Annotated in this window: 23 protein-coding genes; 11 read left to right on the plus strand and 12 right to left on the minus strand. The window is 67.7% G+C overall.

Features of this window, described 5'->3' with window-relative positions:
* Positions 1-52 precede the first annotated feature (52 nt).
* Positions 53-817, plus strand: coding sequence for an ABC transporter permease (locus AB0B91_RS52505; RefSeq protein ID WP_358338395.1), 765 nt, complete (start codon positions 53-55; stop codon positions 815-817).
* On the plus strand, positions 814-1,590 hold the full coding sequence (locus AB0B91_RS52510) for an ABC transporter permease (RefSeq protein WP_358338398.1): 777 nt from the start codon (positions 814-816) through the stop codon (positions 1,588-1,590). The genes AB0B91_RS52505 and AB0B91_RS52510 overlap by 4 nt, the downstream gene beginning before the upstream one ends.
* 463 nt (positions 1,591-2,053) lie before the next feature.
* Here the strand turns inward: AB0B91_RS52510 and AB0B91_RS52515 are convergent, their stop codons facing one another.
* Both AB0B91_RS52515 and dapA read right to left on the minus strand, forming a co-directional pair.
* On the minus strand, positions 2,054-3,739 hold the full coding sequence (locus AB0B91_RS52515; RefSeq protein WP_358338402.1) for a ribonuclease J: 1,686 nt from the start codon (positions 3,737-3,739) through the stop codon (positions 2,054-2,056).
* A 54-nt stretch (positions 3,740-3,793) separates the two neighbouring features.
* Positions 3,794-4,711, minus strand: a complete 918-nt coding sequence (dapA, locus tag AB0B91_RS52520) for a 4-hydroxy-tetrahydrodipicolinate synthase (protein WP_358338405.1) — start codon at positions 4,709-4,711, stop codon at positions 3,794-3,796.
* A gap of 588 nt (positions 4,712-5,299) precedes the next feature.
* Here dapA and AB0B91_RS52525 point away from each other — a divergent pair.
* From AB0B91_RS52525 to AB0B91_RS52540, 4 genes are all read left to right on the plus strand, one after another.
* The gene (locus AB0B91_RS52525) at positions 5,300-6,016 is read left to right on the plus strand and encodes a GntR family transcriptional regulator (protein WP_214642951.1); all 717 of its coding nucleotides are present in this window, start codon (positions 5,300-5,302) and stop codon (positions 6,014-6,016) included.
* An 844-nt stretch (positions 6,017-6,860) separates the two neighbouring features.
* On the plus strand, positions 6,861-7,517 hold the full coding sequence (radC, locus tag AB0B91_RS52530; protein WP_358338408.1) for a DNA repair protein RadC: 657 nt from the start codon (positions 6,861-6,863) through the stop codon (positions 7,515-7,517).
* Positions 7,518-9,157: 1,640 nt separating this feature from the next.
* Complete coding sequence (locus AB0B91_RS52535; protein ID WP_358338411.1) at positions 9,158-9,634, plus strand: GntR family transcriptional regulator; 477 nt, start codon at positions 9,158-9,160, stop codon at positions 9,632-9,634.
* Positions 9,635-9,675: 41 nt separating this feature from the next.
* A complete protein-coding gene (locus AB0B91_RS52540) occupies positions 9,676-10,152 on the plus strand; it encodes a GntR family transcriptional regulator (protein WP_358338414.1) in 477 nt (158 codons plus the stop codon).
* An 86-nt stretch (positions 10,153-10,238) separates the two neighbouring features.
* On the opposite strand, the gene AB0B91_RS52545 is transcribed toward AB0B91_RS52540, so the two are convergent.
* Genes AB0B91_RS52545 through AB0B91_RS52555 form a run of 3 tightly spaced genes read right to left on the minus strand, consistent with a single transcriptional unit; the run spans position 10,239 to position 12,660 of the window.
* Positions 10,239-10,640 carry an ASCH domain-containing protein gene (locus AB0B91_RS52545; RefSeq protein ID WP_358338417.1) on the minus strand — a complete coding sequence of 134 codons (402 nt, stop codon included), beginning with the start codon at positions 10,638-10,640 and terminating at the stop codon, positions 10,239-10,241.
* Between the two features lie 22 nt (positions 10,641-10,662).
* Complete coding sequence (locus AB0B91_RS52550; RefSeq protein ID WP_358338420.1) at positions 10,663-11,685, minus strand: hypothetical protein; 1,023 nt, start codon at positions 11,683-11,685, stop codon at positions 10,663-10,665.
* Positions 11,686-11,730: 45 nt separating this feature from the next.
* Positions 11,731-12,660 carry a DMT family transporter gene (locus AB0B91_RS52555; RefSeq protein ID WP_358338422.1) on the minus strand — a complete coding sequence of 310 codons (930 nt, stop codon included), beginning with the start codon at positions 12,658-12,660 and terminating at the stop codon, positions 11,731-11,733.
* Here AB0B91_RS52555 and AB0B91_RS52560 point away from each other — a divergent pair.
* Positions 12,659-14,056 (plus strand): PLP-dependent aminotransferase family protein, encoded by a 1,398-nt coding sequence (locus tag AB0B91_RS52560; RefSeq protein WP_358338425.1) that lies wholly within the window; start codon positions 12,659-12,661, stop codon positions 14,054-14,056. The two genes, AB0B91_RS52555 and AB0B91_RS52560, sit on opposite strands and share 2 nt — an antisense overlap.
* Here the strand turns inward: AB0B91_RS52560 and AB0B91_RS52565 are convergent.
* Entirely contained in the window at positions 14,032-14,337 is a 306-nt protein-coding gene (locus AB0B91_RS52565) for an antibiotic biosynthesis monooxygenase (protein ID WP_358338427.1), read from the minus strand. The two genes, AB0B91_RS52560 and AB0B91_RS52565, sit on opposite strands and share 25 nt — an antisense overlap.
* Positions 14,338-14,381: 44 nt before the next feature.
* Here AB0B91_RS52565 and AB0B91_RS52570 point away from each other — a divergent pair, with 44 nt between their 5' ends.
* The 3 genes from AB0B91_RS52570 to AB0B91_RS52580 are packed head-to-tail and all read left to right on the plus strand — an operon-like array spanning position 14,382 to position 16,589.
* The gene (locus AB0B91_RS52570) at positions 14,382-15,047 is read left to right on the plus strand and encodes a CGNR zinc finger domain-containing protein (protein WP_358338430.1); all 666 of its coding nucleotides are present in this window, start codon (positions 14,382-14,384) and stop codon (positions 15,045-15,047) included.
* A 44-nt stretch (positions 15,048-15,091) separates the two neighbouring features.
* Complete coding sequence (locus tag AB0B91_RS52575) at positions 15,092-15,700, plus strand: GNAT family N-acetyltransferase (RefSeq protein ID WP_358338433.1); 609 nt, start codon at positions 15,092-15,094, stop codon at positions 15,698-15,700.
* 13 nt (positions 15,701-15,713) lie between these two features.
* Entirely contained in the window at positions 15,714-16,589 is an 876-nt protein-coding gene (locus tag AB0B91_RS52580; protein ID WP_358338436.1) for a 1,4-dihydroxy-2-naphthoate polyprenyltransferase, read from the plus strand.
* 43 nt (positions 16,590-16,632) lie between these two features.
* Here the strand turns inward: AB0B91_RS52580 and AB0B91_RS52585 are convergent, their stop codons facing one another.
* Both AB0B91_RS52585 and AB0B91_RS52590 read right to left on the minus strand, forming a co-directional pair.
* Complete coding sequence (locus AB0B91_RS52585) at positions 16,633-16,854, minus strand: S1 RNA-binding domain-containing protein (protein WP_358338439.1); 222 nt, start codon at positions 16,852-16,854, stop codon at positions 16,633-16,635.
* A 148-nt stretch (positions 16,855-17,002) separates the two neighbouring features.
* Positions 17,003-17,374 (minus strand): VOC family protein, encoded by a 372-nt coding sequence (locus tag AB0B91_RS52590; protein ID WP_358338442.1) that lies wholly within the window; start codon positions 17,372-17,374, stop codon positions 17,003-17,005.
* A gap of 88 nt (positions 17,375-17,462) precedes the next feature.
* On the opposite strand from AB0B91_RS52590, the gene AB0B91_RS52595 reads away from it, so the two are divergent.
* The gene (locus tag AB0B91_RS52595; protein WP_358338445.1) at positions 17,463-17,927 is read left to right on the plus strand and encodes a MarR family winged helix-turn-helix transcriptional regulator; all 465 of its coding nucleotides are present in this window, start codon (positions 17,463-17,465) and stop codon (positions 17,925-17,927) included.
* Positions 17,928-17,948: 21 nt separating this feature from the next.
* Here the strand turns inward: AB0B91_RS52595 and AB0B91_RS52600 are convergent, their stop codons facing one another.
* The 4 genes from AB0B91_RS52600 to AB0B91_RS52615 all read right to left on the minus strand — a co-directional run bounded on the left by AB0B91_RS52600 (position 17,949) and on the right by AB0B91_RS52615 (position 23,028).
* Complete coding sequence (locus AB0B91_RS52600; protein WP_358338447.1) at positions 17,949-18,428, minus strand: GNAT family N-acetyltransferase; 480 nt, start codon at positions 18,426-18,428, stop codon at positions 17,949-17,951.
* Between the two features lie 135 nt (positions 18,429-18,563).
* A complete protein-coding gene (gene dapB / locus AB0B91_RS52605; RefSeq protein WP_358338450.1) occupies positions 18,564-19,301 on the minus strand; it encodes a 4-hydroxy-tetrahydrodipicolinate reductase in 738 nt (245 codons plus the stop codon).
* 59 nt (positions 19,302-19,360) lie between these two features.
* A complete protein-coding gene (locus AB0B91_RS52610; RefSeq protein ID WP_358338453.1) occupies positions 19,361-20,671 on the minus strand; it encodes a pitrilysin family protein in 1,311 nt (436 codons plus the stop codon).
* Positions 20,668-23,028 carry a polyribonucleotide nucleotidyltransferase gene (locus AB0B91_RS52615; RefSeq protein ID WP_358338456.1) on the minus strand — a complete coding sequence of 787 codons (2,361 nt, stop codon included), beginning with the start codon at positions 23,026-23,028 and terminating at the stop codon, positions 20,668-20,670. Before AB0B91_RS52615 ends, AB0B91_RS52610 begins: the two co-directional genes overlap by 4 nt.
* Positions 23,029-23,283 lie beyond the last annotated feature (255 nt).

Here is a 23,283-nt window from a genome sequence, read left to right on the forward strand (position 1 = left end):
AAGACGCCTACCTCGCGCTGACGGCGAGCAGCGTGGAGTACGGAGCCGCACGATGAGAGCAATCCTGTCTTCCGAATGGCTGAAGCTGCGCTCGGTCACCTCGACCTATCACGCGCTCGGAGTGGCTGCGCTCACGGTGGTTCTCGGCATGATCTGGACTTTCTACGTCAGCGGTCTGGCGGACGAACGCGGATCACTGCGAGCGGCGGCGCCCGAGCAGGGTTTCCTGCCACTCGTCCAGATCAGCCTGGCGGTCCTCGGCGTGCTGGCCATCACCGCGGAGCAGACCAGCGGCATGATCCGCACGACCCTCACCGCCGTTCCCAAGCGAGGAACCTTATTACTGGCCAAGGCCGGCGTAGTCGCCGCCGTTACATTCGTCGCCGCCAACTCGATCATCATTCTCACGTACGTCACGAGCCGCCTCATGGCGGGCGACCGCCACTTGCAGTTCAACGAGTCCTCCGTGGCCAACGACCTACCCATGCTGCTCGCCTCCGGACTGTCGGTGACTGTGCTAGCACTGGTGGGCCTAGGCCTAGGGGTAGCCACCCGATCCACAGCGGCGGCGATCGTTTCGGTGGTGTCGCTCCTGTTCGTCATGCCCGGCATAGCCAACTACCTGCCTGCGCCGTGGAACACTCGCGTGGCCGCGCTCATGCTGCCCAACCTCGTGCCTCAGATCGCCGACCAGCGGCTCTCCAGACGGCTGGGCGACGGTTTCCTGCCGCCCTGGGCCGCGCTCCTGGTCCTCGCCACATATGCGATCGTCGCACTCGCGGCGGGTTTCTATCTGTTCAGAAGGAGAGACGCGTGAGCGTGCTCGCGTCGGAATGGCTGAAGGTTCGCACCGTTCGCTCCAGTTATCTGGCTCTGGGGCTCAGTCTGGGCGGCATCCTGCTGGGCATCGCGGTCGCCTGGGCGGCGGTCGGGATGTACGACAGCACCACCCCCGAACGACAGGCCCATGCCAGCATCGCGGACCTGGAGGAGGTGGTGCTGATCGTGCCACAGCTCTGCATGGGCGTCTTCGGCGTACTTACCATTACGTCGGAATATGCAACAGGCCTGATCAGGACGAGCCTCGCCATCGTGCCAAGACGCTGGCCGGTCCTGGCAGGAAAGTCCGCGATCGTGGGTCTGCTCGGCCTGGTGACCGGTCCGCTCGTCGTGTTCGGGACCTACTTCGCCGCCCGCTGGATGATCGGCGACCGCTTTCGCGGCTCCTACACGACGCCCTTCCTCGACAAACTGCCGACGCTTGTCACCTCGAGCCTCTCCGTGGTGGTGTTCGCGCTGCTCGGGCTGGGATTGGGCGCGACCTTACGCTCCACGGCGGGAGCCATCACGCTCCTCGTGGGTCTCGTGTACGTGATCCCGATCATCGTGGGCAACCTGCCTGAGCCATGGAGCGAACGGATCGGCTCGGTGCAGATCGGAGCCCTCCCGCGTGAGATAACCGGCGACGATCTCACCCATTCGGTATACGGCTCGCTGCTCCCGCCTGTAGCGGCGGTCATGGTGCTGATCGCCTATGCCGTGCTGCCGTTGCTCGCCGGCGCATGGCTGATGCGCCGGAGGGACGCGTGACCTGCTGACACACCGCGTTGACGGGGACGCGGAGCCAGCGAAACGAGCGGACACAACGGTGACTCGATCAGGCCAGTGGAGACGCTCGCTGAACCGACCGTCCGGGCGGTCGTCAACCGACCTGCCGACTGTCGAGGCAGTGTTCAACCGACCATGCTCAGCAGACCGTCCGGGCGGTCTTCAACCAACCGTGCCCACCAATCGTTTAGGCAGTTATCAACCAACCATGCTCAACCGACCGTGCCCACCAACCGTCCAGGCAGTGTTCAACCGACCGTCCACGGTGGATCGAAACGTTCGTCGATCAGCCGACCTGTCGGCCAGGACGCTGACCGCTGGCTGGTCGACCGGCCGGTCGGTACGCCGTTGCTGTCCGGCAGACCACCAGACGACATCGAACCTGTATCCGGAACGGCTCCCAGAGGTACGGCAGGCGCGCGTGCCTGCCGTACCCATGCGGAGGTCAGACCTCGAGCACCACGGGGATGATCATCGGACGGCGGCGGTAGGTGTCGCTCACCCAGCGCCCGACCGTGCGGCGAACCACCCGGCGGATCTCCTGCATGTCGACGACTCCGTCGGCGGCCTTCTCCTCGAGCGCCTTCTCGATCTGTGGAATGAACTGCTCGAACTGCGCCGGGTCGATGCCGGAGCCACGGGCGTGGATCTCCGGCCCGCCGGTGAGCTTGCCGGTGCTGGAGTCGACCACCACGACGACGGAGATGAAGCCCTCGTCGCCGAGGATCCTGCGGTCCTTCAGCGAGGTGTCGGTGATCTCACCGACGGACGAGCCGTCGACGTAGACATACCCGGCGTGAACCGCACCGACGATCTTCGCCCTGCCGTCGACCAGGTCGACCACCACGCCGTCCTCCGCGATCACGATGTGATCGTCGGGCACGCCGGTGAGCGCGGCGAGCTTGGCGTGCGCGCGCAGGTGCCGCCATTCGCCGTGCACGGGCATGAAGTTCGACGGACGGGTCAGGTTCAACACGTAGAGGAGCTCGCCGGCGGCCGCATGCCCGGAGACATGCACCTTGGCGTTGCCCTTGTGTACGACCCGGGCCCCCCAACGGGTGAGCCCGTTGATCACCTTGTTGACGGCGGTCTCGTTGCCCGGCACCAGCGACGAAGCCAGCAGGACGGTGTCACCCTCGGCGATGCGGATCGGGTGATCCCGGTTGGCCATCCTCGACAGCGCCGCCATTGGCTCGCCCTGCGAACCTGTGCAGACGAGCACCACGTCCTCCGGCGGCCATTCCTCGATGTCGCGCGAGTCGACGATCAGGTCCGGCGGCACCTTGAGATAGCCGAGATCGCGGGCCACGCCCATGTTGCGCAGCATCGACCGCCCGACCAGGGCGACCTTGCGGCCATGCTTGGCCGCCGCATCCAGGACCTGCTGGATACGGTGTACGTGCGACGCGAAGCTGGCCACGATGACCCGCTGCTCCGAGGTACGGATCACCTCGTCGATGACCGGCGCGATCTCCCGTTCGCTGGTGACGAACCCGGGCACTTCTGCGTTGGTCGAGTCGGACATCAGCAGGTCGACGCCCTCGGTACCAAGACGGGCGAACCCGCCCAGGTCGGTGAGGCGGCCGTCGCTGGGCAACTGGTCCATGCGGAAGTCGCCGGTGTGCAGCACGATGCCGGCAGGCGTCCTGATGGCCACCGCCAGCGCGTCCGGGATCGAGTGGTTGACCGCCAGGAACTCGCAGTCGAACGGCCCGAACCTGTGCCGTTCGCCCTCGATCACCTCGATCTTGGTCGGCTGGATCCGGTGTTCGGTGAGCTTGGCTTCGATGAAGGCCAGCGTCAGCTTGGATCCGATGAGCGGGATGTTACGCCGCTCGCGAAGCAGGTATGGCACGGCGCCGATGTGGTCTTCGTGCGCGTGCGTCAGGACGACCGCCTCGACATCGTCGAGCCGATCCCTGATGTATTCGAAGTCGGGCAGAATCAGGTCGACGCCTGGCTGGTCCGGCTCGGGGAAAAGCACCCCGCAGTCGACGATCAGCAACCGGCCCTCGTATTCGAAGACGGCCATGTTCCTGCCGATCTCACCCAGCCCGCCCAGCGCGACAATGCGCAGGCCGCCCTCCGGCAGCGTCGGCGGGGGGCCCAGCTCAGGATGTGGATGGCTCATAGCCGGCCCCCATGGTCAAATCGTGTTCTCAAAACTCCCGGTTCCTCCCCGTTCCTATGCGTCTGTCAACTTCACCCCGCCGGCCACCAGGCAAGCACGCAGCTCGGCGATCTGCTTCTCTGTCGCGGCCACCAACGGCAGCCGCACCGGTCCGACCGGCACTCCTACCATGCCCAGTGCCGCCTTGGCCATGATCGCGCCGCCCGCGCTCAACATGATCCCTTCGACCACGGGCGCCACTTGGCGGTGCACTGCGAGCGCCTGAACGACGTCGCCGTTCCTGTACAGGTCGATCATGCGAGCCAGGTCAGCGCCGACCACATGGCCGACAACGCTGACGAACCCTGCCGCTCCAACCGAGAGCCAGGGCAGGTTGAGCAAATCGTCGCCCGAATAGAAGGCGAGATCGGTCATCGCCATCACCTGGCTGCCAAGGAACAGATCGCCCTTCGCGTCCTTAACGGCCACGATGCGCTCGTGCTGTGCGAGCCGGATCAAGGTTTCGATCTTGATCGGCACACCGCTGCGTCCGGGGATGTCATAGAGCATCACCGGAAGGCCGGTTGCATCGGCCACGGCAGCGAAGTGCTGATACAGGCCCTCTTGCGGAGGCTTGTTGTAATACGGCGTCACCACGAGCAGCCCGTGAGCACCCGCGCGGGCCGCGGCCTTGGCGAGCGAGATGCTGTGATGCGTGTCATTGGTGCCTGCCCCGGCCACCACCGTCGCTCGATCACCCACCGTTTCGAGTACGGTGCGCAGAATGCGCTCCTTCTCGTCATCAGAGGTGGTGGGCGACTCTCCGGTCGTCCCACTGACGATCAAGCCGTCGTTGCGCTGCTCGTCCACCAGATAGGTGGCCAGGCGCCGCACGGCGTCGTAATCGACCGCACCGTCAGGAGTGAACGGCGTGACCATGGCGGTCAACATACGGCCGAAGGGCGCGTCGGTGGTTCCAGTTGGCGAAGCCATAGTGCGAACGCTACCTGGATTCGCAAAAGCGGTGGACGCCGCCACCCCGCTTTGCCTGCCTGGAGTCGCCTGTTGTCATGCCGTTCCCTGGTCTCTCAGGGCATGTCCAACCGCCCTCGACGCGCTGTTCCAAGCGTCCGAGCGTCCGCGTGGAGCTGACTGCGAGCCCAGAACTCGATCATCGGATATTCGGTCGCAGTGATCACCAGGACCACAGAGCAGACTTCATGGCACGCCAGGCGCATGCCGTACGGCCGCAGCTCGACATGCCACGCACAGACGTCATGACGTCCACAGACGTCCCGTACATATCCCAAATCCGCCGAACCGGGTGCGGCACCGGGCAACGCCCGCGCAAGCGACCTCTGAGCCACGCATGGGAAGAGGCCGCCGATATGTGCTCGGGGGTACACACATCGACGACCTCTACCGAAGAATCGGCTGCCCTTACATCGGCGTTACAGGGTTTCTCCGATAATTTTCCACTGCCGCAAAGTTGGGGCTCCAAGTGTCCTCGATGACGGTCGGTTACCTGCCGAATACGGCAACATGGGGCAACGCCTCACACGAACCCTCAGGGATGGACTAGTGGCCACCTCAGATCCGGTCTACCTGCGTGTCGTCGAAGACATTCGGCGACAGATCACCGACGGCACCCTTCCCCCCGGCGCGCCCATTCCCTCACGGGCGCAGCTGACCCGCAAGTATCAGGTCGGCGAGACCGCAGCCCGCCACGCCCTGCGCGTGCTGGCAGGCGAAGGCCTCATCATCGGCCGCGTGGGATCGGGTCATTACGTCAGAGAACGCCCCGACCTTTCCCCATTGCACCGATGGCGCTTCCTCGATCATCCCGCCCCATTCGCCGCCGACCTGCAGTCCCAGGGCCGGCGCGTGACGTGGGACTGGCACAGCGAACCCGCCGAGGCCGGACCCGACATCGCCAGACGGCTACGGCTCGACGAATCGACCACCCTGACGAGGACGCACTATGTCTTCCGCGGCGACGGCAGGCCGCTCCAGCTCGCCACCTCGTACGAGCCCCTGGAGTTCGCCGCCCACACGGAGGAGGAGCGGCGCAGCCTGGTCGCCAGAATGTACGCGCATGGAATAAAGATCACGGAGATCGTCGAAAGCGTGCACACTCGCGTTCCCCGCCCCGCGGAGAGCGACGCCCTCGACCTACCTGCGGGCATCCACGTCCTGCACGTGGAACGCACCCATTGGGCAGGCGACCGCCCGGTGGAGACCAGCGACATCGTGATCCCGGGCGACCGCTTCCGGATCATGTACAGCATGCCTGTTTGAGCGAATGTGAGAGCTCCGGGCCGATACCCGCCTCTTCGGCCTGGAGCTCAGCCAGACGGCCATTGGGCTGACACTTCGCCGCACGTTCGGCCGATCGCCCGCAGCATCACGACTTGTCGCTGAGCCGATTTCCGCGGCTTCAGGGCCTTGAGGTGCGAGGTTTCATTCTGGTCCGGGGCGTCGTGGCCCTCGCGTTGCGGGATCTCCGCGTCCCCGGCTGCTTCAGAGTCCGTATGTCACGCGCCCCCAAACCAACCTGCGGCTTCAGACGGGCTCGCAGCCAGCCCGCGGCTCCGGAACCTGCGCGTTACGCCACCCCCGAATCGACCTGAGGCTCAGGACCCTGCGCGTTACGCGCCCCCCAAACCGACCTGAGAGCCAAGAGTCCGCACGTCACGCCCCTCAAACCGACCTGAGACCCAAGTATCCGCACGTCACGGGATCTCCGGCCCAACCTGCGGCCTCAGGGTTGCGCTTTAGAGGTTTCCGTCTCGGCCTGCGGGTGTCCAGACTGCAAGCGTTCAGAACCGCGGCCGGATCTGCGCCCCTCCAGCTGTGACCGTCCGGAGCTCGACCGTACAGACAGGGGCTATCCAGACCACATACGCACAGACTGCGATCGTGCGGACCACCGTTGTCCCGGCCACCACAACCGTCCAGACCACTGGCGGGCGCGCCGAAGCCGAGCGCCGCCACCCGGGCCTCGATGTGACGGAAGCAACATCAAGCTTCGTCAACTAGACCGCAGCTCTCAAATGCGTCTCCTGCCGACATTCCAGGCGGTTCTCCCTGGTCAGGCCGAGGTTGTCGGTGCTCGTTGATACAACCGTTCTGGAGGTTGCGGATGCGAGTCAAAGACCTGCCAAGACGTGAGCGGCCACGCGAGCGGCTGATGGCGAGCGGCGCGACGGCGCTGGCTGACCGGGAGCTGCTGGCCGTGCTCCTCGGTTCAGGCTTTCGGGGGGCGAGCGCGATGGATCTTGCGGCCCAGGTGATCGAGCACTGCGGCGATCTCGATGGGCTCGCCCGGTCCGAGCCACACCGGCTACTCGCCGTACACGGCGTCGGGCCCGCCAAGGCGGCGCGGGTGATTGCGGCTTTCCATCTCGTACGGCGGGCGCAGGCAGAGCCCGAGCCGACCAGGATCACCAGCACGTCCGATCTGGCCACGGTCGTCGCTCCTCTGCTCCGTGGCCATTCCCGGGAGCGGCTGGTCGTGATGGCGTGCGATGTCCGGGGTGCGGTGTTGCGGCGTGTGGTGCTGACCGAGGGGGGCTCTGACCACACGACAGTGCCGGTTCGGGACATCATCACGGCGGTGCTGACGGCCGGCGGGGCGGCGTTCGGGGTCGCGCACAACCATCCGAGCGGCTCCCTCGATCCGAGCGACGCGGACATGGTCGCCACGGCACGTCTCGCCGAGGCCGCCGAGACGGTCGGGCTGCGATTCCTCGACCATCTGATCGTCACGGACACGGCATGGCGTCGGGTGCCCTTCTGAACGCCAAGGGGGTGGTCCGGGAACCGGGTCGGTCTCCGCCCACCCTGACGGGCGCACGCAGAGCCCGAACCGACCACCAGGCTCCCGGCGCTACGCCAACCCGCCGCCGTTCAGGCGCAATCTGAACGGCCGAGCCCCCAGACACTTACCTGCCCGCCGGACTTCAGGCGCGACCCGGACGACCGAACCCCCAGACACGAACCAACCGCCATATATCGGCGCAAAGCAACCCGCCAGCCCCAGGCGAAACCCCGAAAGACCGAATCTCAAGCACAAACCAACCGCCAACCCCCGGCGCAAAACGGGCCGCCACATGCCCCGCTTGAGCCGGGCGGCGCCCAGCACCGCTGAACCCTCAGCGTGTTCCTCCCCGCCATCGCGACCCATCGAGCCGCCCACTTCGACAGGTCCCTCACCGGCATCACGGCTCTCGGCCTACCCGCTCCAGTGCGTTCCTCAGGGCATTCCAGCGCTTCGCCGAACCGGTATGGGGCCTTTTGGTCACCACTAAGAGTGCTGATCCACCGCAAGACCACCGAAAGGCATGTTTCCGTTGATAGCTCTGAAGGCAAGGCTTCCCTCAGCGGAGCGTGAGACGCTACCTCTGCGAGCAGGTCGACTAAGACGTGAGTCGGCCAATTGCTGGCAAACGCGTGGTCCCGTGCCTCCCGGAGGGCATGGGACCACGTACGGCCCGCAACTGGGTCCGTCCACTACGCGCGACGGCGCAGCAACACCGTGGACGGTCGGACTCCTGGCAAGGTCCACTCGGGAGCAGGCGAAGAGGAAGGCTCAGCACCACCCAAGCGGGTTCTCAGGAGCGTCGGCGGACTGCGCTCGCCGGCGATCAGTGAACCCGCTAGGACCAGAAGACTCTCTGAAATCGCAGCCACTCGACTGTAGAGGGTGGTTGCCTCGTCGCTGGCCCCGCATCAGACGCGGGATGCGGGGCCAGCGCGACCCGGTCTTCGGCCGTGATCGCCGAATCTGCGGCATTTCATTCGGCAAAGCGACCTGATGCCCCACACGGCCACGCCCGCCCCGGCGACGCCGGCTCCAACGAAATGCCCCACCAGAAGGTGGTCGCAGGTCCCAGACGCGGGAATGGGACCTGCAAGAACGAGTTAGGCCCTGGCAGAGCACGGAGTTCTTGGGATGACGTCTGCCACATGCCGCGCAGTCTGGAGAGAAGACGCCGCAAAATGCCCCCACGACGTGCGGTGATCACCTAGCGTCTCCGCACAGCAGCAGGAACCACAGAATGTCCGTTTGAGGCGCGTTCGTTCGGACACTCTCCTCCACCACCACTCGCCCACCCTTTCTCGTCGTTCTGCGGATGCAACGCTGGCCGCCTGCTTGGCACAGCTCGTAAAACACCGGCTGGCAGTCGCAGGTGTGGTCCCGCACGCGCATTCGCTCCACGTCGGGCCTCACCGGATTCCAGTCGATGCGTACGCAGTCCCTGTGCGCCGCCTCGACGTGACGACCAATGCAGTCGTCCGCGTACGGCCCTCTTTTGGAGCCAGCCATTCCACCATCATATATCTAGTTGTATCTCGCTGCCTAGATAACAGGATCGCTCCGTCTACTTGGACGGGACGATATGGGCAAGGTCGTACCTCTTCACCTATCTTGCGTATGTGCTCGACTATGATGGAGACACCCATCCATACCTTCAGATCGCTGAGATCCTCCGCCAACGGGTCTCCGATCTCGCCTCGGGGCATCCCATGCCCAGCGAGGCCGACATCCAGGCGGAGTTCGGGGTCGCCAGGACGACCGCCAGGCGAGCGATCCATGTGCTCCGCGAAGAGGGTCTCATCTACACGGTCCAGGGCGAGGGCACCTTCGTCGGCGCACCGAACGAGGCACCGCGCCAGCAGCGCAAAATCCCGCTCTATCAGCAGATAGCGGCAGATGTGGCGGAGCAGATCAAGGCAGGGACGTATCCGCCACGGCGTCCGATCCCTGGCGAAACAGCGCTACTTCAGCAGTACGACTGCGCCCGCGAGACAGTGCGGCGGGCCATGGCGCTGCTCCGCGAGCGTGGCTGGATCTACACGGTCGCCCAGCGCGGCAGTTACGTGTCTCCAAAGGAGTCGTGGCCCCAGGACTGAACCTGGTCGACTGCTTGTATAGAGACATCTAGAATCTATACATGCTCGATCGTGAAGGACCCACCCCGATCTACGTCCAGATCGCCGACATCTTCCACGATCGAATCCTCAAGGGTGAGCTGCTGGCCGGAGAGCCTCTGCCGAGCGAGGCGGAGATGGAGGCAGAGTTCTACATCGCCAGGACGACGGCCCGCAGAGTCGCCAGAGAGTTGCGCGACCGTCAGGTGGCCCACACGGTGTCGGGCGAGGGCACATTCGTGGGTGTGGTTGGTGTCCCACGACAGAGACGAAAGCCGTTGCCCTCCGAAGAAATCGCGGACGACATCGTCAAGCGGATCCGCCGCGGTGAGTTCCCGCCCAACCGGGCGATATTCAGCGAAAAGGCGTTGATGCGGCGCCACGGGGTCGCCAAGGTCACGGCCCGAAGGGCGGTCGAGTCCCTTCGGAGGCAAGGCTGGGTATTCACCGTCCCCTACCGAGGTACTTACGTGGCCGCCAAGGAAGACTGGCCCGAATAGCCAAAGGCGATCTCCGCCCGGCCCGCAGGCGCCCCAGGCGATTCGATGGCACCGCTAGGCGAGAATGACCAGCCCCCGAAAAGCGCTCACCCAGGAGTAACGAGGCGGAAGGTCAGGCAGACGACCGTCGACGAGTCGGTCACCTCGTGCCCCAGGCCGGCCCAGTACCGGCCATGGACCTCACGCCAGTGCCCGACCGACCGGAACCCCTCCCCCTCCGCCTGCGCGAACTCCCAGCTCACCGCCCCGAACGGCACCTGCTCCACCCCGACCACCTCAACCAGCGCCGCCCGCGAGCCCCCATCGTTCACGAGCACGAGCCGCTCGCCGACGTGTTCCAGCGGCTCCCCTTCGGCGACGTAGTCGAGCTCCAGCAATCCCGCCGTGGCCGTCTTGGCGCCGGACAGGACCAGGTCGGTCAGCCAGATGCGCTGCTCGCCGGGCATGCCGAGTTCGAGCACGCGGAGCCCGTCGATGCGTCCCCACATGTAAAGATCGTACAGACCGGGATCAGAAGACCGGGATGATCTCCTCGGGGTCGATGAAGTCCACCTGGACGCCCTCCAGGTCGAGTTCGGGGATGGCGGGGAAGGCGATGCCCCAGCGTTCGACGATGGCGCGGATGCGGGCCATGGCGAGCCGCCAGTTCTCCGCCTGCTCCTCGTAGGACAGCACGCCCAGCCCGGCCTGCCTGGCGTGGTCCATCAGGACGCGATGGTTGGCCAGGAAGTACGGCGGGAGCTCCCAGAAGCCCTCCGGTGGCTCCCAGAGGATCATGGACAGGAAGACGAAGCCGGCGCGGAGTTGGCGGGTGATGAGAGACCGGGTCTCGTCCGTGAGGCCGGGCCACTCGTTCTCCAGAATGGTCATGCAAATCTGGAGATGTCGGGACTCATCGCGGCCGATGCGCTGGAACATCTCCCCGAAGACGGGATGTTCGGTGCCCGAGGCCATGCCCCTGAACAGCGTCGAGGCGGCCATCTCGCCCATCATGAAGCTGGTGAAGAGCACGGGCAGCGAGTACTTGCCCACGGCCGCGGTGTAGCCGGTCCAGTAGCGACCGCCGTTGTGATAGAGCCAGCCGATGTTGTTGTGCGCGGCCCTCTCCAGGTCGTCGGACGGGGTCCAGTCGAGGGGGCCGCCGGGCCAGAGCTTGGCGATGGTCCGCTGGCAGCACTCTTCGTGGTTCATCTCGTCGCGGGTGATCGAGAAGAAGCACTTCCTGACCGGATCCTCCTCGTGCTTCTCGAACGCCTGGATGGTCGCCCGCGCGAACACGGCCGGCCCCGAGGCGTCGAAATTGGCCAGCACGGCGAACCAGTACATGATCCCGAGGCGCTGCTCACGCGTGAAGTCGTCCGGGTTCAGCCCGTCCCAGGGCAGGTCGGCGGGGTTCCAGAGCGTCCGTTTGGATTTCTCGTAGATCGCCGCCAGTTTGGCCGTCTCGACCCGCCACTCCATCGGGTAGATGTTCGGCTGCGGGACCGCGGGGGCCGGCCAGAAGCCGCCCTCCGGAATCGTGAGGTCTGCCATCTGTGACACCTCCGCTTCCCATCCTGCGGGGCGGCGTCACGGCTTTCAAGTGCGGGCTCGCTGGGTGAGGGCCACGCACACGAGTACGGCCAGCGCGGCGGCCACAGTGGCCGGACCGTACCTCTCCCCCATCAGGAACCATGCCCAGGCGAGCGTGAGCAGCGGCTGGGTGAGCTGGGTCTGACCCGCTCTGGCGATGCCGCCCCTGGCGAGGCCGGCGTACCAGGGGACGAAGCCGAGGAACATCGAGATCAGGCCGACGTACGCGAAGCCGGCGAGAGCTTGGGGCGACGGGTGGACAGAAGTGGTGAGGGCGAGTATGGCCGTCACGGGGACGGTGAGCGGGAGAGAGAGGACAAGGGTGTGGGAGATGACCTGCCAGCCCGGCGTTTCACGGGAGAGCCGGGCGCCTTCGGTATAGCCGATGGCCGCCGAGACCAGGGCGCCGACCAGGAGGACGTCGGGCCAGGCGGCCGTGCTCTGGCCACGGGTGAGGGTGAAGGCGGTGATGGCGATCGCGCCTGCCGTACAGGCCAGCCAGAACAGGGGGCGCGGACGTTCGCCGGCGCGCAGGACCGCGCAGACAGCGGTGGCGGCCGGGAGCAGGCCGATGACCACCGCGGAGTGGGCGGTGGTGGCGCCGAGGTCCAGAGCCAGGCCGCTGAAGACGGGGAACCCGAAGACCACGCCGAGGGAGATCGCGGCGTAGGAGCGCCACTGGTGGCGGGGCGGGATCAGCGGGTGGCGGGCTGCTTTGAGGCAAATGAGGGCTATGACACCGGCGATCACGGCCCGGCCGATGGCGACCAGCCACGGATCGAAACCGCGCATCGCGTAGACAGTGGCGGGGAAGGAGCCGGAAAAGGCGAGAACGCCGAGAAACGCGAGGAAGGTCCCCTGGCGGAATCGCGCCGCGCCTTCCCGAGAGGCGACCGCTACTCTGTCGGCGACGATAGCGCTATTCTTATCCGTCATGGAACAGGATAGCAGTATCGCCCATATCGCCGCGATTCTGCGCCAGGAGCTCACCCGCCTGCGACCAGGTGACCGCCTCCCCTCATCCAGAGAGCTCATGCGCCGCCACAACGTCAGCCCTGTGACGGTCTCGCGCGCCATCGGGCAACTGGCGGCCGAGGGCCGGGTGATCACCAAGCCCGGCATCGGGGCATTCATCGCCCAGCCGCCCGCGGGGCCCAGCGACCTGCCCGACTTCTCCTGGCAGACCGTCGCGCTGGGCGATCGGGTGGTGGACGAGAGCCCGGTGACCGCGTTGCTGACCCCGCCACCCGAGGGCGTCATCCCACTCACCGGCGGCTATCTGAACCCGGGGCTCCGGCCGGACAAGCAGTTGGCCGCCGCGGCGTCGCGGGCGGTGCGCAGGCCGAGCGCGTGGGCGATGCCACCGCTGACCGGGCTGGCGGAGCTGCGCAGGTGGTTCGCGACGCAGGCCGGGGGCGACGTGACCGAGACCGACGCGCTGATCGTCAGTGGCGGCCAGGCCGCGCTCACGCACGCCTTCAGGGCGCTGGCCGCCCCGGGTACCCCGGTTCTGGTCGAGACACCGACATATCCGGGCGCGCTGGCCTCGGCCAAGGCGGCGGGCCTGCGGGCGACGGCCGTGCCGATGGACCGGGACGGTGTACGGCCCGACCTGCTGGCCGAGGCGTTCGCCGTCACGGGCGCGCGGGTGTTCCTCTGCCAGCCCACCCTGCAGAACCCGACCGGCGCGACGCTCACCCGCGAACGCAGGGAACAGGTGCTCCAGGTCGCCAGGGCGGCAGGCGCGTTCGTGATCGAGGACGACTACGCCCGCTACCTCAGCGACCGGACGCCGCCGCCGATGGTGTCGATGGACGCGCACGGCACGGTCGTCTACATCTGCTCACTCACCAAGATCCTGTCGCCGAGCGCGCGGGTCGCGGCCATCGTCGCGCGCGGTCCGGCCGCGCACCGGCTGCGGGCCAGCCAGCTCGTGGAGTCGTTCTTCGTGGCGCGCCCGCTGCAGGAGACGGTGCTGGAGTTCGTCGGCTCCCCCGGCTGGCGCCGGCACCTGGCGAACGTGCGTACCGAGATCCTGGTCCGCCGCGACGCGCTCGCCACCGAGCTGGCCGCGCGGCTGCCCGCCGCCGAGCTGCACCTGCTGCCGAAGGGCGGCATGCATCTGTGGGTACGGCTGCCGCCGGAAACCGACGAGAACGCCCTGGTCGAGGCGGCGAAACGCAACGGCGTACTGGTGAGCCCCGGCCGGATCCACTACCCGTCAGAACCGCCGGGACCCCGCCTCCGCGTCACGCACATCGCTGCCGCGAACCTGGCCGAGCTGGCGGAGGGGGTGCGGCGGCTGGCTCAGGCGCTGGCGAACACCTCGTAGTGCTCCACGGTCCGCTCCCTGTCGACCAGGAACGCGTCGTCCTCGGGATAGAAGACCGCCACGCCCGGATCGTCCCCGGCGAACGCCCTGATCGCCTCCCACGACTCCCACAGCGAGATCAGGAAGAACTCGGTCCTGTCGCCGGTGTCACGCCTGGTGAAGTAGGCGCCGCGGTTCCCGGGCGTCTGGGTGTAGCCGGGGAATCCGGTGCGCAGGAGGTATTCCTCATAGGCCGCGGCATCGGACCCACGCGTCCAGCCTCGCCAGGTACGAACGATCACGCGACTCATCATGGCGCAACCGGCCCCTGCCATACAGTGGTGACATGCTGGCGCCCGCGGAGCTCGTGCGCGACTTCGTGAACACCTACAACCTCGATTCCGACGCCGACGAGCTGGCCTCACCCGCCGAACTGGCCGTCTGGCTCCGGGAGCGGGGCCTGATCGGCCCGCGTGACCGCGCGACCGACGACGACCTCGCCACCGCGCTCACCCTGCGCGAAGCCCTTCGGGCCGCGCTGAGACGCGAGACTCCGGAGCCGGCCGAGCTACGGGCCGCTCTAAGACACGAGACTCCGGAGACGCCCGAACTGCGAGCCGCACCAAGCTGCGAACCCCGGAGGACGCCCGCGCTAAGCCGCGAAAATCCGAAGCCGCCCGCGCTAACACGTGAAACTCCGGAGATGCCCGACCTGCCGGCCTTGCCGCTACTCGTACGCGTCGGCGGCGCCACACCGGAGCTGGTCCCCCTCGAAGACGGCGTCAGAGGCGGCCTGGCCAGGATCACCGCGGCCGTGACCGACCAGTCGTGGCACCGGCTGAAGGTCTGTGCCGAGGGCCTGTGCCAGTGGGCGTTCATCGACTCCTCGAAGAACCGATCGCGCTCGTGGTGTTCTATGCGGGTCTGCGGCAACCGCACCAAAACACGCGCTTACCGGGCGAGGAAGCAGGGTTCGCGTCATCCCCAAGGCTCAAACACCGATACGGTGTAACTCGTGCCTTGTGGCATGGACGGCAGGCGAAGGAGCGGGCCGAGATGGCAGACGTAGGCGTCCGGGCGGCCCGGCGCGAGGATGTGCTCCAGGTGGCGAATACTCAGATTCGCGCCTGGCGCTACGGCTATCGGGAATTCCTTCCCGAGGGGCCGCTCGAGCAGATGACGGGGGCCGCGGCGGAGAAGATGTGGCTGCGCCAGTGGGACGAGGCGATCGTCGCCCCGCCCACCCCCATGCATCGGGTGCTGGTGGCGGTGGAGACGATTCTCGACACCGAGGGCTTCCCGGCTCTCGGCGCGGGCGGCAGCGCCGCCCTGGCCACGCCGCGCGGTGGTGAGCGGGTGGTCGGCCTGGCCTCGCACGCGCCCGCCGAAGATCCCGACCTCGACCCGACCGTCGCCGCTGAGATGCTGACCCTCTTGGTCGACCCCGACTTCGTCCGCCGCGGTCACGGCAGCCGTCTGCTCAATGCCACCGTCGACTACCTGCGGGACGACGGTTTCCGGCAGATCGTCACGTGGGTGTTCGCCGACAACTACGCGGTGCTGGGCTTCCTGGAGTCGGCCGGCTGGGGCGAGGACATGGCCGAGCGCGTGCTCGACATGGGGCGTCCCATCCGCATGGTCAGGCTCACCACCGACATCAGCTAGAGGATTCGTCTTTATGGCAACCCCCGGCCAGTGGATCGCCGGCGCACGTCCGCGCACCCTGCCCAACGCCATCGTGCCCGTCATGGTCGGCACCGGCGTGGCGATCGGCGAGAGCGGCTTCATCTGGTGGCGCGCGATCGTCGCGCTGCTCGTGGCCCTGTCCCTGCAGATCGGCGTCAACTACGCCAACGACTACAGCGACGGCATCCGCGGCACCGATGACCAGCGGGTCGGCCCGATGCGCCTGGTCGGCTCGCGTGCGGCCACGCCGCCGCAGGTGCTGGCCGCCGCGCTCGGCTCCTTCGCCCTCGCCGCGGTGCTCGGGCTGACCCTGGTGCTCGCCACCCGCGCGTGGTGGATCCTGCTCGTGGGCGCCGCCGCGATCGCCGCCGCCTGGTTCTACACCGGCGGCAAGGCTCCGTACGGCTACCGCGCGCTCGGCGAGGTGTCGGTGTTCACCTTCTTCGGCGTCGTCCCCGTGGTCGGCACCGCGTACGTCCAGACCGAGCACCTGTCCTGGGCGGCGCTGCTGGCGTCGATCCCCGTCGGGCTCCTGTCGTGCTCCATGCTCGTCGTGAACAACCTGCGCGACGTGGGCACCGACGGCCAGGCGGGCAAGCGGACGCTGGCGGTCGTCCTGGGCGCGGCGCGCACCCGCACGCTCTATGCCACCTGCCTGATCGTGCCGTTCGTCATCGCCCTGGCCATGCTCCCGATCGCGCCGCTGGCGGCCGCCGCGGTGCTCGCCGCGCCGCTGGCGATCACGCCGGTCAAGACGGTCCTGCACGGCGCCGTCGGCCCCGCGCTGATCGGCGTACTGCAGCAGACCGGCAAACTGCAGCTGGCGTACGGCCTGCTGTTCACGCTCGGCCTGGCGATCACTCTGTGAAGGACGTGCGGGGACCGGAGGGCCCCCGCACGCACCATCAACCTCAGCTCGCGGTGAGTCTCAACCGCTGGTTGTCGTGGTCGATCTCGGCGATCCGTACCGAGACGCTCGACCCGGCCTCTGGCCGCTCCGATCCGACGAGCAGCCCGTGGACGCCGTCGGCGACTTCGATGAAGGCGCCGAACGGGACGACCTTGGCCACGTGCCCGTCGAGCACGTCACCGACGGCGTGCCGCGAGGCGAAGCCTTCCCAAGCATGGGACATGTGATCACCTCCTTTCCTCTGCGATCTCCGCTTGGGGAACGCGAGAGGCGGCGGGCCGCGGGCCCGCTCGGTGATCAAGGCGTGACCGGGCGCCCCGTCTCGTCATGGCACTTGGCCAACCCGGCAGTCACGGTCGCCACCCTACTCGCTAGGGAACGGCGGTGAACAGCTCGTAGCTGTGGCCGTTGGGATCGCGCACGTAGACGCCACGACCGCCGCCGAGGTGGTTGATCCGCCGGTCCCAGCCATGACCCGGGCCGGAACCGTACGAGATCGACTCGGACCCCCGGAGCCGGCCCAGCACCGCGTCGAACGTGTCGTCGTCGACCAGGAACGCGTAGTGGCCCGGCTGGACCTGGTGCCGGTCGTCGAAGTCGAGTGCGAGGTCGTCATTGACCCTGACGGGCACGAACGGGCCGGACGGCGCGGAGACCGGCAGCCCGAGCAGGTCGGCGAGGAACGTGGCGGCAGCGGTCTTGTCGGCCGCCGGGACGATCAGATGGTTGAGAACGATGGACACGTCGACTCTCCTGAAAACTCAGCCGAATACATGCGATATGCACACACTATATATGCATATCGCATCCATCTCGGGGTAGAGTGTGCGCATGAACGCGCACGGCCTTTCCTCCACTGACAGCGACGGCGGTCCCGCACTGTTCCGACTGGTGCGTTTCTGGTCACGCCGGTGGATCAACAGCGCCTCGGAAGAGCAGACCGGGGAGACCCGCCACGTGCAGCACATCCTGGCCGTGGAGGCAGTCGACACGGGCAAGGACGCCACCGAGGAGGCCACCGTAGGCACCGTGGCCCACCAGCTCGGCCTCGACCACTCTGGGGCCAGCCGCATCGTCAAGGACGCCACCAAGGCGGGCTACCTGGCCCGCGCCTCGTCCGAGTACGATCGCCGGCGCGCGTCGCTGCAGCTCACCGCACACGGCGAGAACCTCCTGGCGGGCTCGCGCCAGTGGCAGCGCCACGCCTTCGACGAGCTCACCGTGGGGTGGGACGACCACGACCGCCGGCAGTTCGCCTCCTACCTGAAGCGGCTGGCGGACGAACTCGGCATTTAACCCTCCGCGCGAACAGACCCCTCAGGACAGACAGGTCATGACCACGCGCGGCGCCACCTCGATGCCCAGCTCACGCTCATGCTCGACCAGCGCCCGCAGCTCGAGCCCCCACTCCGCCTCGGGCAGCACGGAGAAGCCGTGCCGCACGTACCAGGGCGCGTTCCACGGCACGTCCCTGTAGGTCGTCAGCGTCACCGCAGGCGCGCCACAGGCCGCCGCGTGGTCGCGTACCGCCGCGACGAGCCGCCCGCCGATCCCCTGCCGCATTCGCGACGGGTGTACGGCCAGCTGATCCAGATGCAGGTTGCCGTCGACCCAGCCGATCAGTGCGAACCCGGCCGGCGGATCCCCCTCGACCAGCACCACGGCCGGGTCCGTGACCTCTTCGATCATGGTCGTGCCCGGCGGGAAAACGATCCCCACCTGCTCGAACAGCCCGTCCGCCGCCAGCTCCACAGCGACCAGCCCGGGCAGCTCACCCGGCTCGGCCCATCGCGTCATGCCGACACGGTCTCACGTTTGGCCTGGTTCGCGCCTCTGGATATTAATGTGGTGAGCAGGCCGGCTGTGCGGAGCCGGAATCCTCTCCTCACGTCGTGCCCATGACCCGCGTCAGGTTGTGGGCATGATGTGCGTTCAGAGGTCGAGCAGTGGCTCCAGGCCGACGGTCAGGCCGGGCAGCTCGCGGACCCGGCGCACACCGAGCAGCACGCCCGGGGTGAACGCCGCGCGGCTCATCGTGTCGTGCCTGATCGTGAGGATCTCACCGTCGCCGCCCAGCAGCACTTCCTGGTGCGCGATGAGCCCGCTCAGCCGTACGGCGTGGACGTGGACGCCGCCGACGTCGGCGCCGCGCGCTCCGCCGAGCTCCGTGGTAGTCGCGTCGGGCATCGCGCCCAGCCCGGCCTTGGCGCGCGCCTCCGCGACCAGCTCAGCGGTGCGGCGGGCGGTGCCGGAGGGCGCGTCGGCCTTGTTGGGGTGGTGCAGCTCGACGATCTCGATGGACTCGAAGTGCTTGGCCGCCTGCTGGGCGAAGTGCATCATGAGCACGGCGGCGATGCCGAAGTTGGGGGCGATCAAACAGTTGGTCCCGGGGAACCTGGCCAGCCACCCGCGTACGGTCTCAAGCCGCCCGGCGTCGAAGCCGGTGGTGCCGACCACCGGGTGGACACCGTGGGCGATCGCCCACTCAAGGTTGCCCATGACGACGTCGGGATGGGTGAAGTCGACGACCACCTCGGCGCCCTGGAGCCCCTCGATGGCGTCGTCCTTGTCGAGCGCGGCCACCAGCTCCAGGTCGGAAGCCGCCTCTACCGCCTTGCACACCTCGAGGCCCACGCGACCGCGCGCGCCCAGCACACCTACCTTGATCACAGGTCAACCCTATACCGGATGACATGCGCGGGACCTCCGGGGAGGTCCCGCGAGCGTCGTCAGGCGATGGCGCCGGAGAAGTCCTTGTCGCCGTAGGGGCCGATCACGGCGAGCGTGAGCGGCCGGTTGAGGACATCGGTCGCGACCTCGGCGATCTGGTCCGGGGTGACGGCCTCGATCCTGGCGAGCACCTCGTCCACGGACAGCAGCTCGTCGTAGACCAGCTCGTTCTTCCCGATCCGCGACATGCGCGAACCGGTGTCCTCCAGGCCGAGAACCAGCCCGCCGCGCATCTGCCCCTTGCCGCGCATGATCTCGTCGGCGTCCAGGCCGTCGTCCACGACCCGGACGACCTCGTCGCGGCAGATCTTGAGCACGTCGTCGATCTTCGACGGCAGGCAGCCCACGTAGATGCCGAACTGGCCGGTGTCCGCGTAGGCCGAGGTGTAGCTGTAGGCGGAGTAGGCCAGCCCGCGCTTCTCCCTGATCTCCTGGAAGAGCCGCGACGACATGCCGCCGCCGAGCGCCGCGTTGAGCACGCCGAGGGCGAAGCGCCGCTCGTCCGTACGGGACATGCCGGTCGTACCGAGCACCAGGTTGGCCTGTTCGGTGGGCCGGTCGAGCACCTTGACCATCGACCGCGTCCGCGCGCCCGGCCCGCTCGTGCGGGGCGGATCGGCCTCCAGCGGGCCACCCAGCGCACCCGCCCGCTCGTAGGCGCGGGCGACCAGCTCGACGACCTCCTCGTGCCGGATGTTGCCGGCGACGGAGACGACCGTGCGACGCGGCTGGTAGTGCCGCTGGTAGTACTCGGCGATCCGGTCGCGGGGGAGCTCGTTGATCGACTCGACCGTGCCGAGGATGGGCCGCCCGATCGGCGAGTCGCCGTAGAGCGCCGCCGCGAACTGCTCGTGCACGACATCGGACGGGTCGTCGTCGTGCATGGCGATCTCTTCGAGGATCACCCCGCGCTCGGACTCGACGTCGTCGGGGGTGATCAGCGAGCTGGTCACCACGTCGGCGAGCACGTCCACCGCGACCGGCAGGTCCTCGTCGAGCACCCGGGCGTAGTAGCAGGTGTATTCCTTGGCGGTGAAAGCGTTGATCTCACCGCCGATGCCCTCGATGGAGGCCGAGATCTCCATGGTGTCGCGGGTGGGGGTGCCCTTGAAGAGCAGGTGTTCGAGGAAGTGGGTGGCCCCCATGTGCTGGGGGTCCTCGTCACGCGAGCCGATGCCGACCCACATGCCGACCGCGACACTACGCACGGTCGGCATGGTCTCGGTCACCACGCGCAGCCCACCGGGAAGGACGGTGCGCGTCACGACCCCGGCCCCGTCACGGCCGGGGTGCAGCGTGGTGGTTGTCACGAGTTGCGGTCGTCTCCATCGGATCCGTCGGCGCGCGGTGCGCGCACACGGGTGCGGGTACGGCGCGGCCGGTCGTCACGCGGCTTGTCGTCCGAAGCGGCCGGAGCCTCGCCGGAACCGGAACCGGAAGCGGAAGCGGAGTCGGCGGAGGAGTCCGCGTCGCCCTTGGCCTCCTTCTCGGCGGCCTCTTTCTCGATGACCTCGACCGGGACCAGGGACAGCTTGCCCCGGCCGTCGATCTCGGCGATCTCGACCTGGACCTTCTCGCCGACGCTCATGACGTCTTCCACGTTCTCGATGCGCTTGCCGCCGTGCAGCTTGCGGATCTGGGAGACGTGGAGCAGGCCGTCCTTGCCGGGCATCAGCGAGATGAACGCGCCGAAGGCGGCGATCTTCACGACCGTGCCCAGGTAACGCTCGCCGACCTCGGGCATGTGCGGGTTGGCGATGCCGTTGATCACCGTGCGGGCGGCCTCGGCGGACGGGCCGTCGGTGGCGCCGATGTAGATCGTGCCGTCGTCCTCGATGGTGATCTCGGCGCCCGTGTCGTCCTGGATCTGGTTGATCATCTTGCCCTTCGGGCCGATGACCTCGCCGATCTTGTCCACGGGGACCTTGATGGTGATGATGCGCGGCGCGGTCGGGTTCATCTCCGCCGGGGAGTCGATCGCCTCCTGCATCACGTCGAGGATCGCCAGGCGGGCGCCCTTGGCCTGCTTCAGCGCGGCGGCCAGCACGGAGGCGGGGATGCCGTCGAGCTTGGTGTCGAGCTGGAGCGCGGTGATGACGTCCTTGGTGCCGGCGACCTTGAAGTCCATGTCGCCCATGGCGTCCTCGGCGCCGAGGATGTCGGTCAGCGTGACGTACTGGTCACCCTCGCCGATCAGGCCCATCGCGATGCCCGCGACCATCTCGCGCAGCGGCACACCGGCGTCGAGCAGCGCCATCGTGGAGGCGCAGACCGAGCCCATCGAGGTGGAGCCGTTGGAGCTGAGAGCCTCGGAGACCTGGCGGATCGCGTAGGGGAAGTCCTCACGCGCCGGCAGGACCGGGATCAGCGCCCGCTCGGCCAGCGCGCCGTGACCGATCTCGCGGCGCTTGGGCGAGCCCACCCGGCCGGTCTCACCGGTGGAGTAGGGCGGGAAGTTGTAGTTGTGCATGTAGCGCTTGGTCCGCTCGGGGTTGAGCGTGTCGATGACCTGCTCCATGCGCAGCATGTTGAGGGTGGTGATGCCCAGGATCTGGGTCTCGCCACGCTCGAACAGCGCCGAGCCGTGCACCCGCGGGACCACGTGGACCTCGGCGGACAGCGCGCGGATGTCCTTGGTGCCGCGGCCGTCGATGCGCAGGCCCTCCTTGATGACCCGCTCGCGCATGAGCTTCTTCATCACCGAGCGGAAGGAGGCGGAGATCTCCTTCTCCCGGCCCTCGAACTCGGGGAGCAGCTTCTCGGCGGCCAGCGACTTGACCTTGTCGAGCTGGGTCTCGCGCTCCTGCTTGCCGGGGATGGTCAGCGCGGCGGCCAGCTCGGTCTTGACCGCGCTCTCCACGGCCGCGTAGACGTCCTCCTGGTAGTCGAGGAAGACGGGGTATTCGGCGGTCTCCTTGGCCGCGACCCGCGCGACCTGCGACTGCGCCTCGCACAGCACCTTGATGAACGGCTTGGCGGACTCCAGGCCCTGCGCGACCGTCTCCTCGTTGGGCGCCACGGCGCCCTCGGCGACCAGCTTGAGCGTGTCCTTGGTGGACTCCGCCTCGACCATCATGATCGCGACGTCGCCGTCGGCGAGCACCCGTCCGGCCACGACCATGTCGAACGTCGCGCGCTCCAGCTCGTGGTGCGTCGGGAAGGCGACCCACTGGCCGTCGATCAGCGCGACGCGGACGCCGCCGATCGGGCCGGAGAACGGCAGCCCGGCGAGCTGGGTGGACAGCGAGGCGGCGTTGATGGCGACCACGTCGTAGAGGTGGTCGGGGTTGAGCGCCATGACCGTGGCGACGACCTGGATCTCGTTGCGCAGGCCCTTGACGAACGACGGGCGCAGCGGCCGGTCGATCAGGCGGCAGGTGAGGATGGCGTCCTCGGAGGGACGGCCCTCACGGCGGAAGAACGAGCCGGGGATGCGTCCCGCGGCGTACATGCGCTCCTCGACGTCCACCGTCAGCGGGAAGAAGTCGAGGTTTTCCTTGGGCGACTTCGAGGCGGTGGTCGCGGAAAGGACCATGGTCTCGTTGTCGAGATAGGCGACGGCGGAGCCGGCCGCCTGACGCGCGAGACGACCGGTCTCGAACCGGATCGTGCGCGTACCGAAAGAACCGTTGTCTATGACGGCTTCAGCGGTGTGGACACCCTCCACGGGGGACCTCCTTGGTCAGTCAGTCTCCCGCGCCCTCTTTCTCACCGGCACCCTCGTTAGGTGCAGCGCCGGTCTTCGATCGAAGCGCCCGGTCAGATACGACTGTTACCGGAAGCCACTACCGAGGACCGGCCCGCATGCGTCGCGGGTCGCTTGGTGCTTGTGCGGACGCGGGGGGCTCTAAGTGTGTCTTGGATATTCAGTTGTCCGGCGCTCGACGCGCCGGTCTCACAACGGAGAAGGGAGCGACGCGAA

It is taken from the genome of Nonomuraea sp. NPDC049141 (assembly GCF_040648415.1).
In the GTDB taxonomy this organism is placed as follows: Bacteria; Actinomycetota; Actinomycetes; order Streptosporangiales; family Streptosporangiaceae; genus Nonomuraea.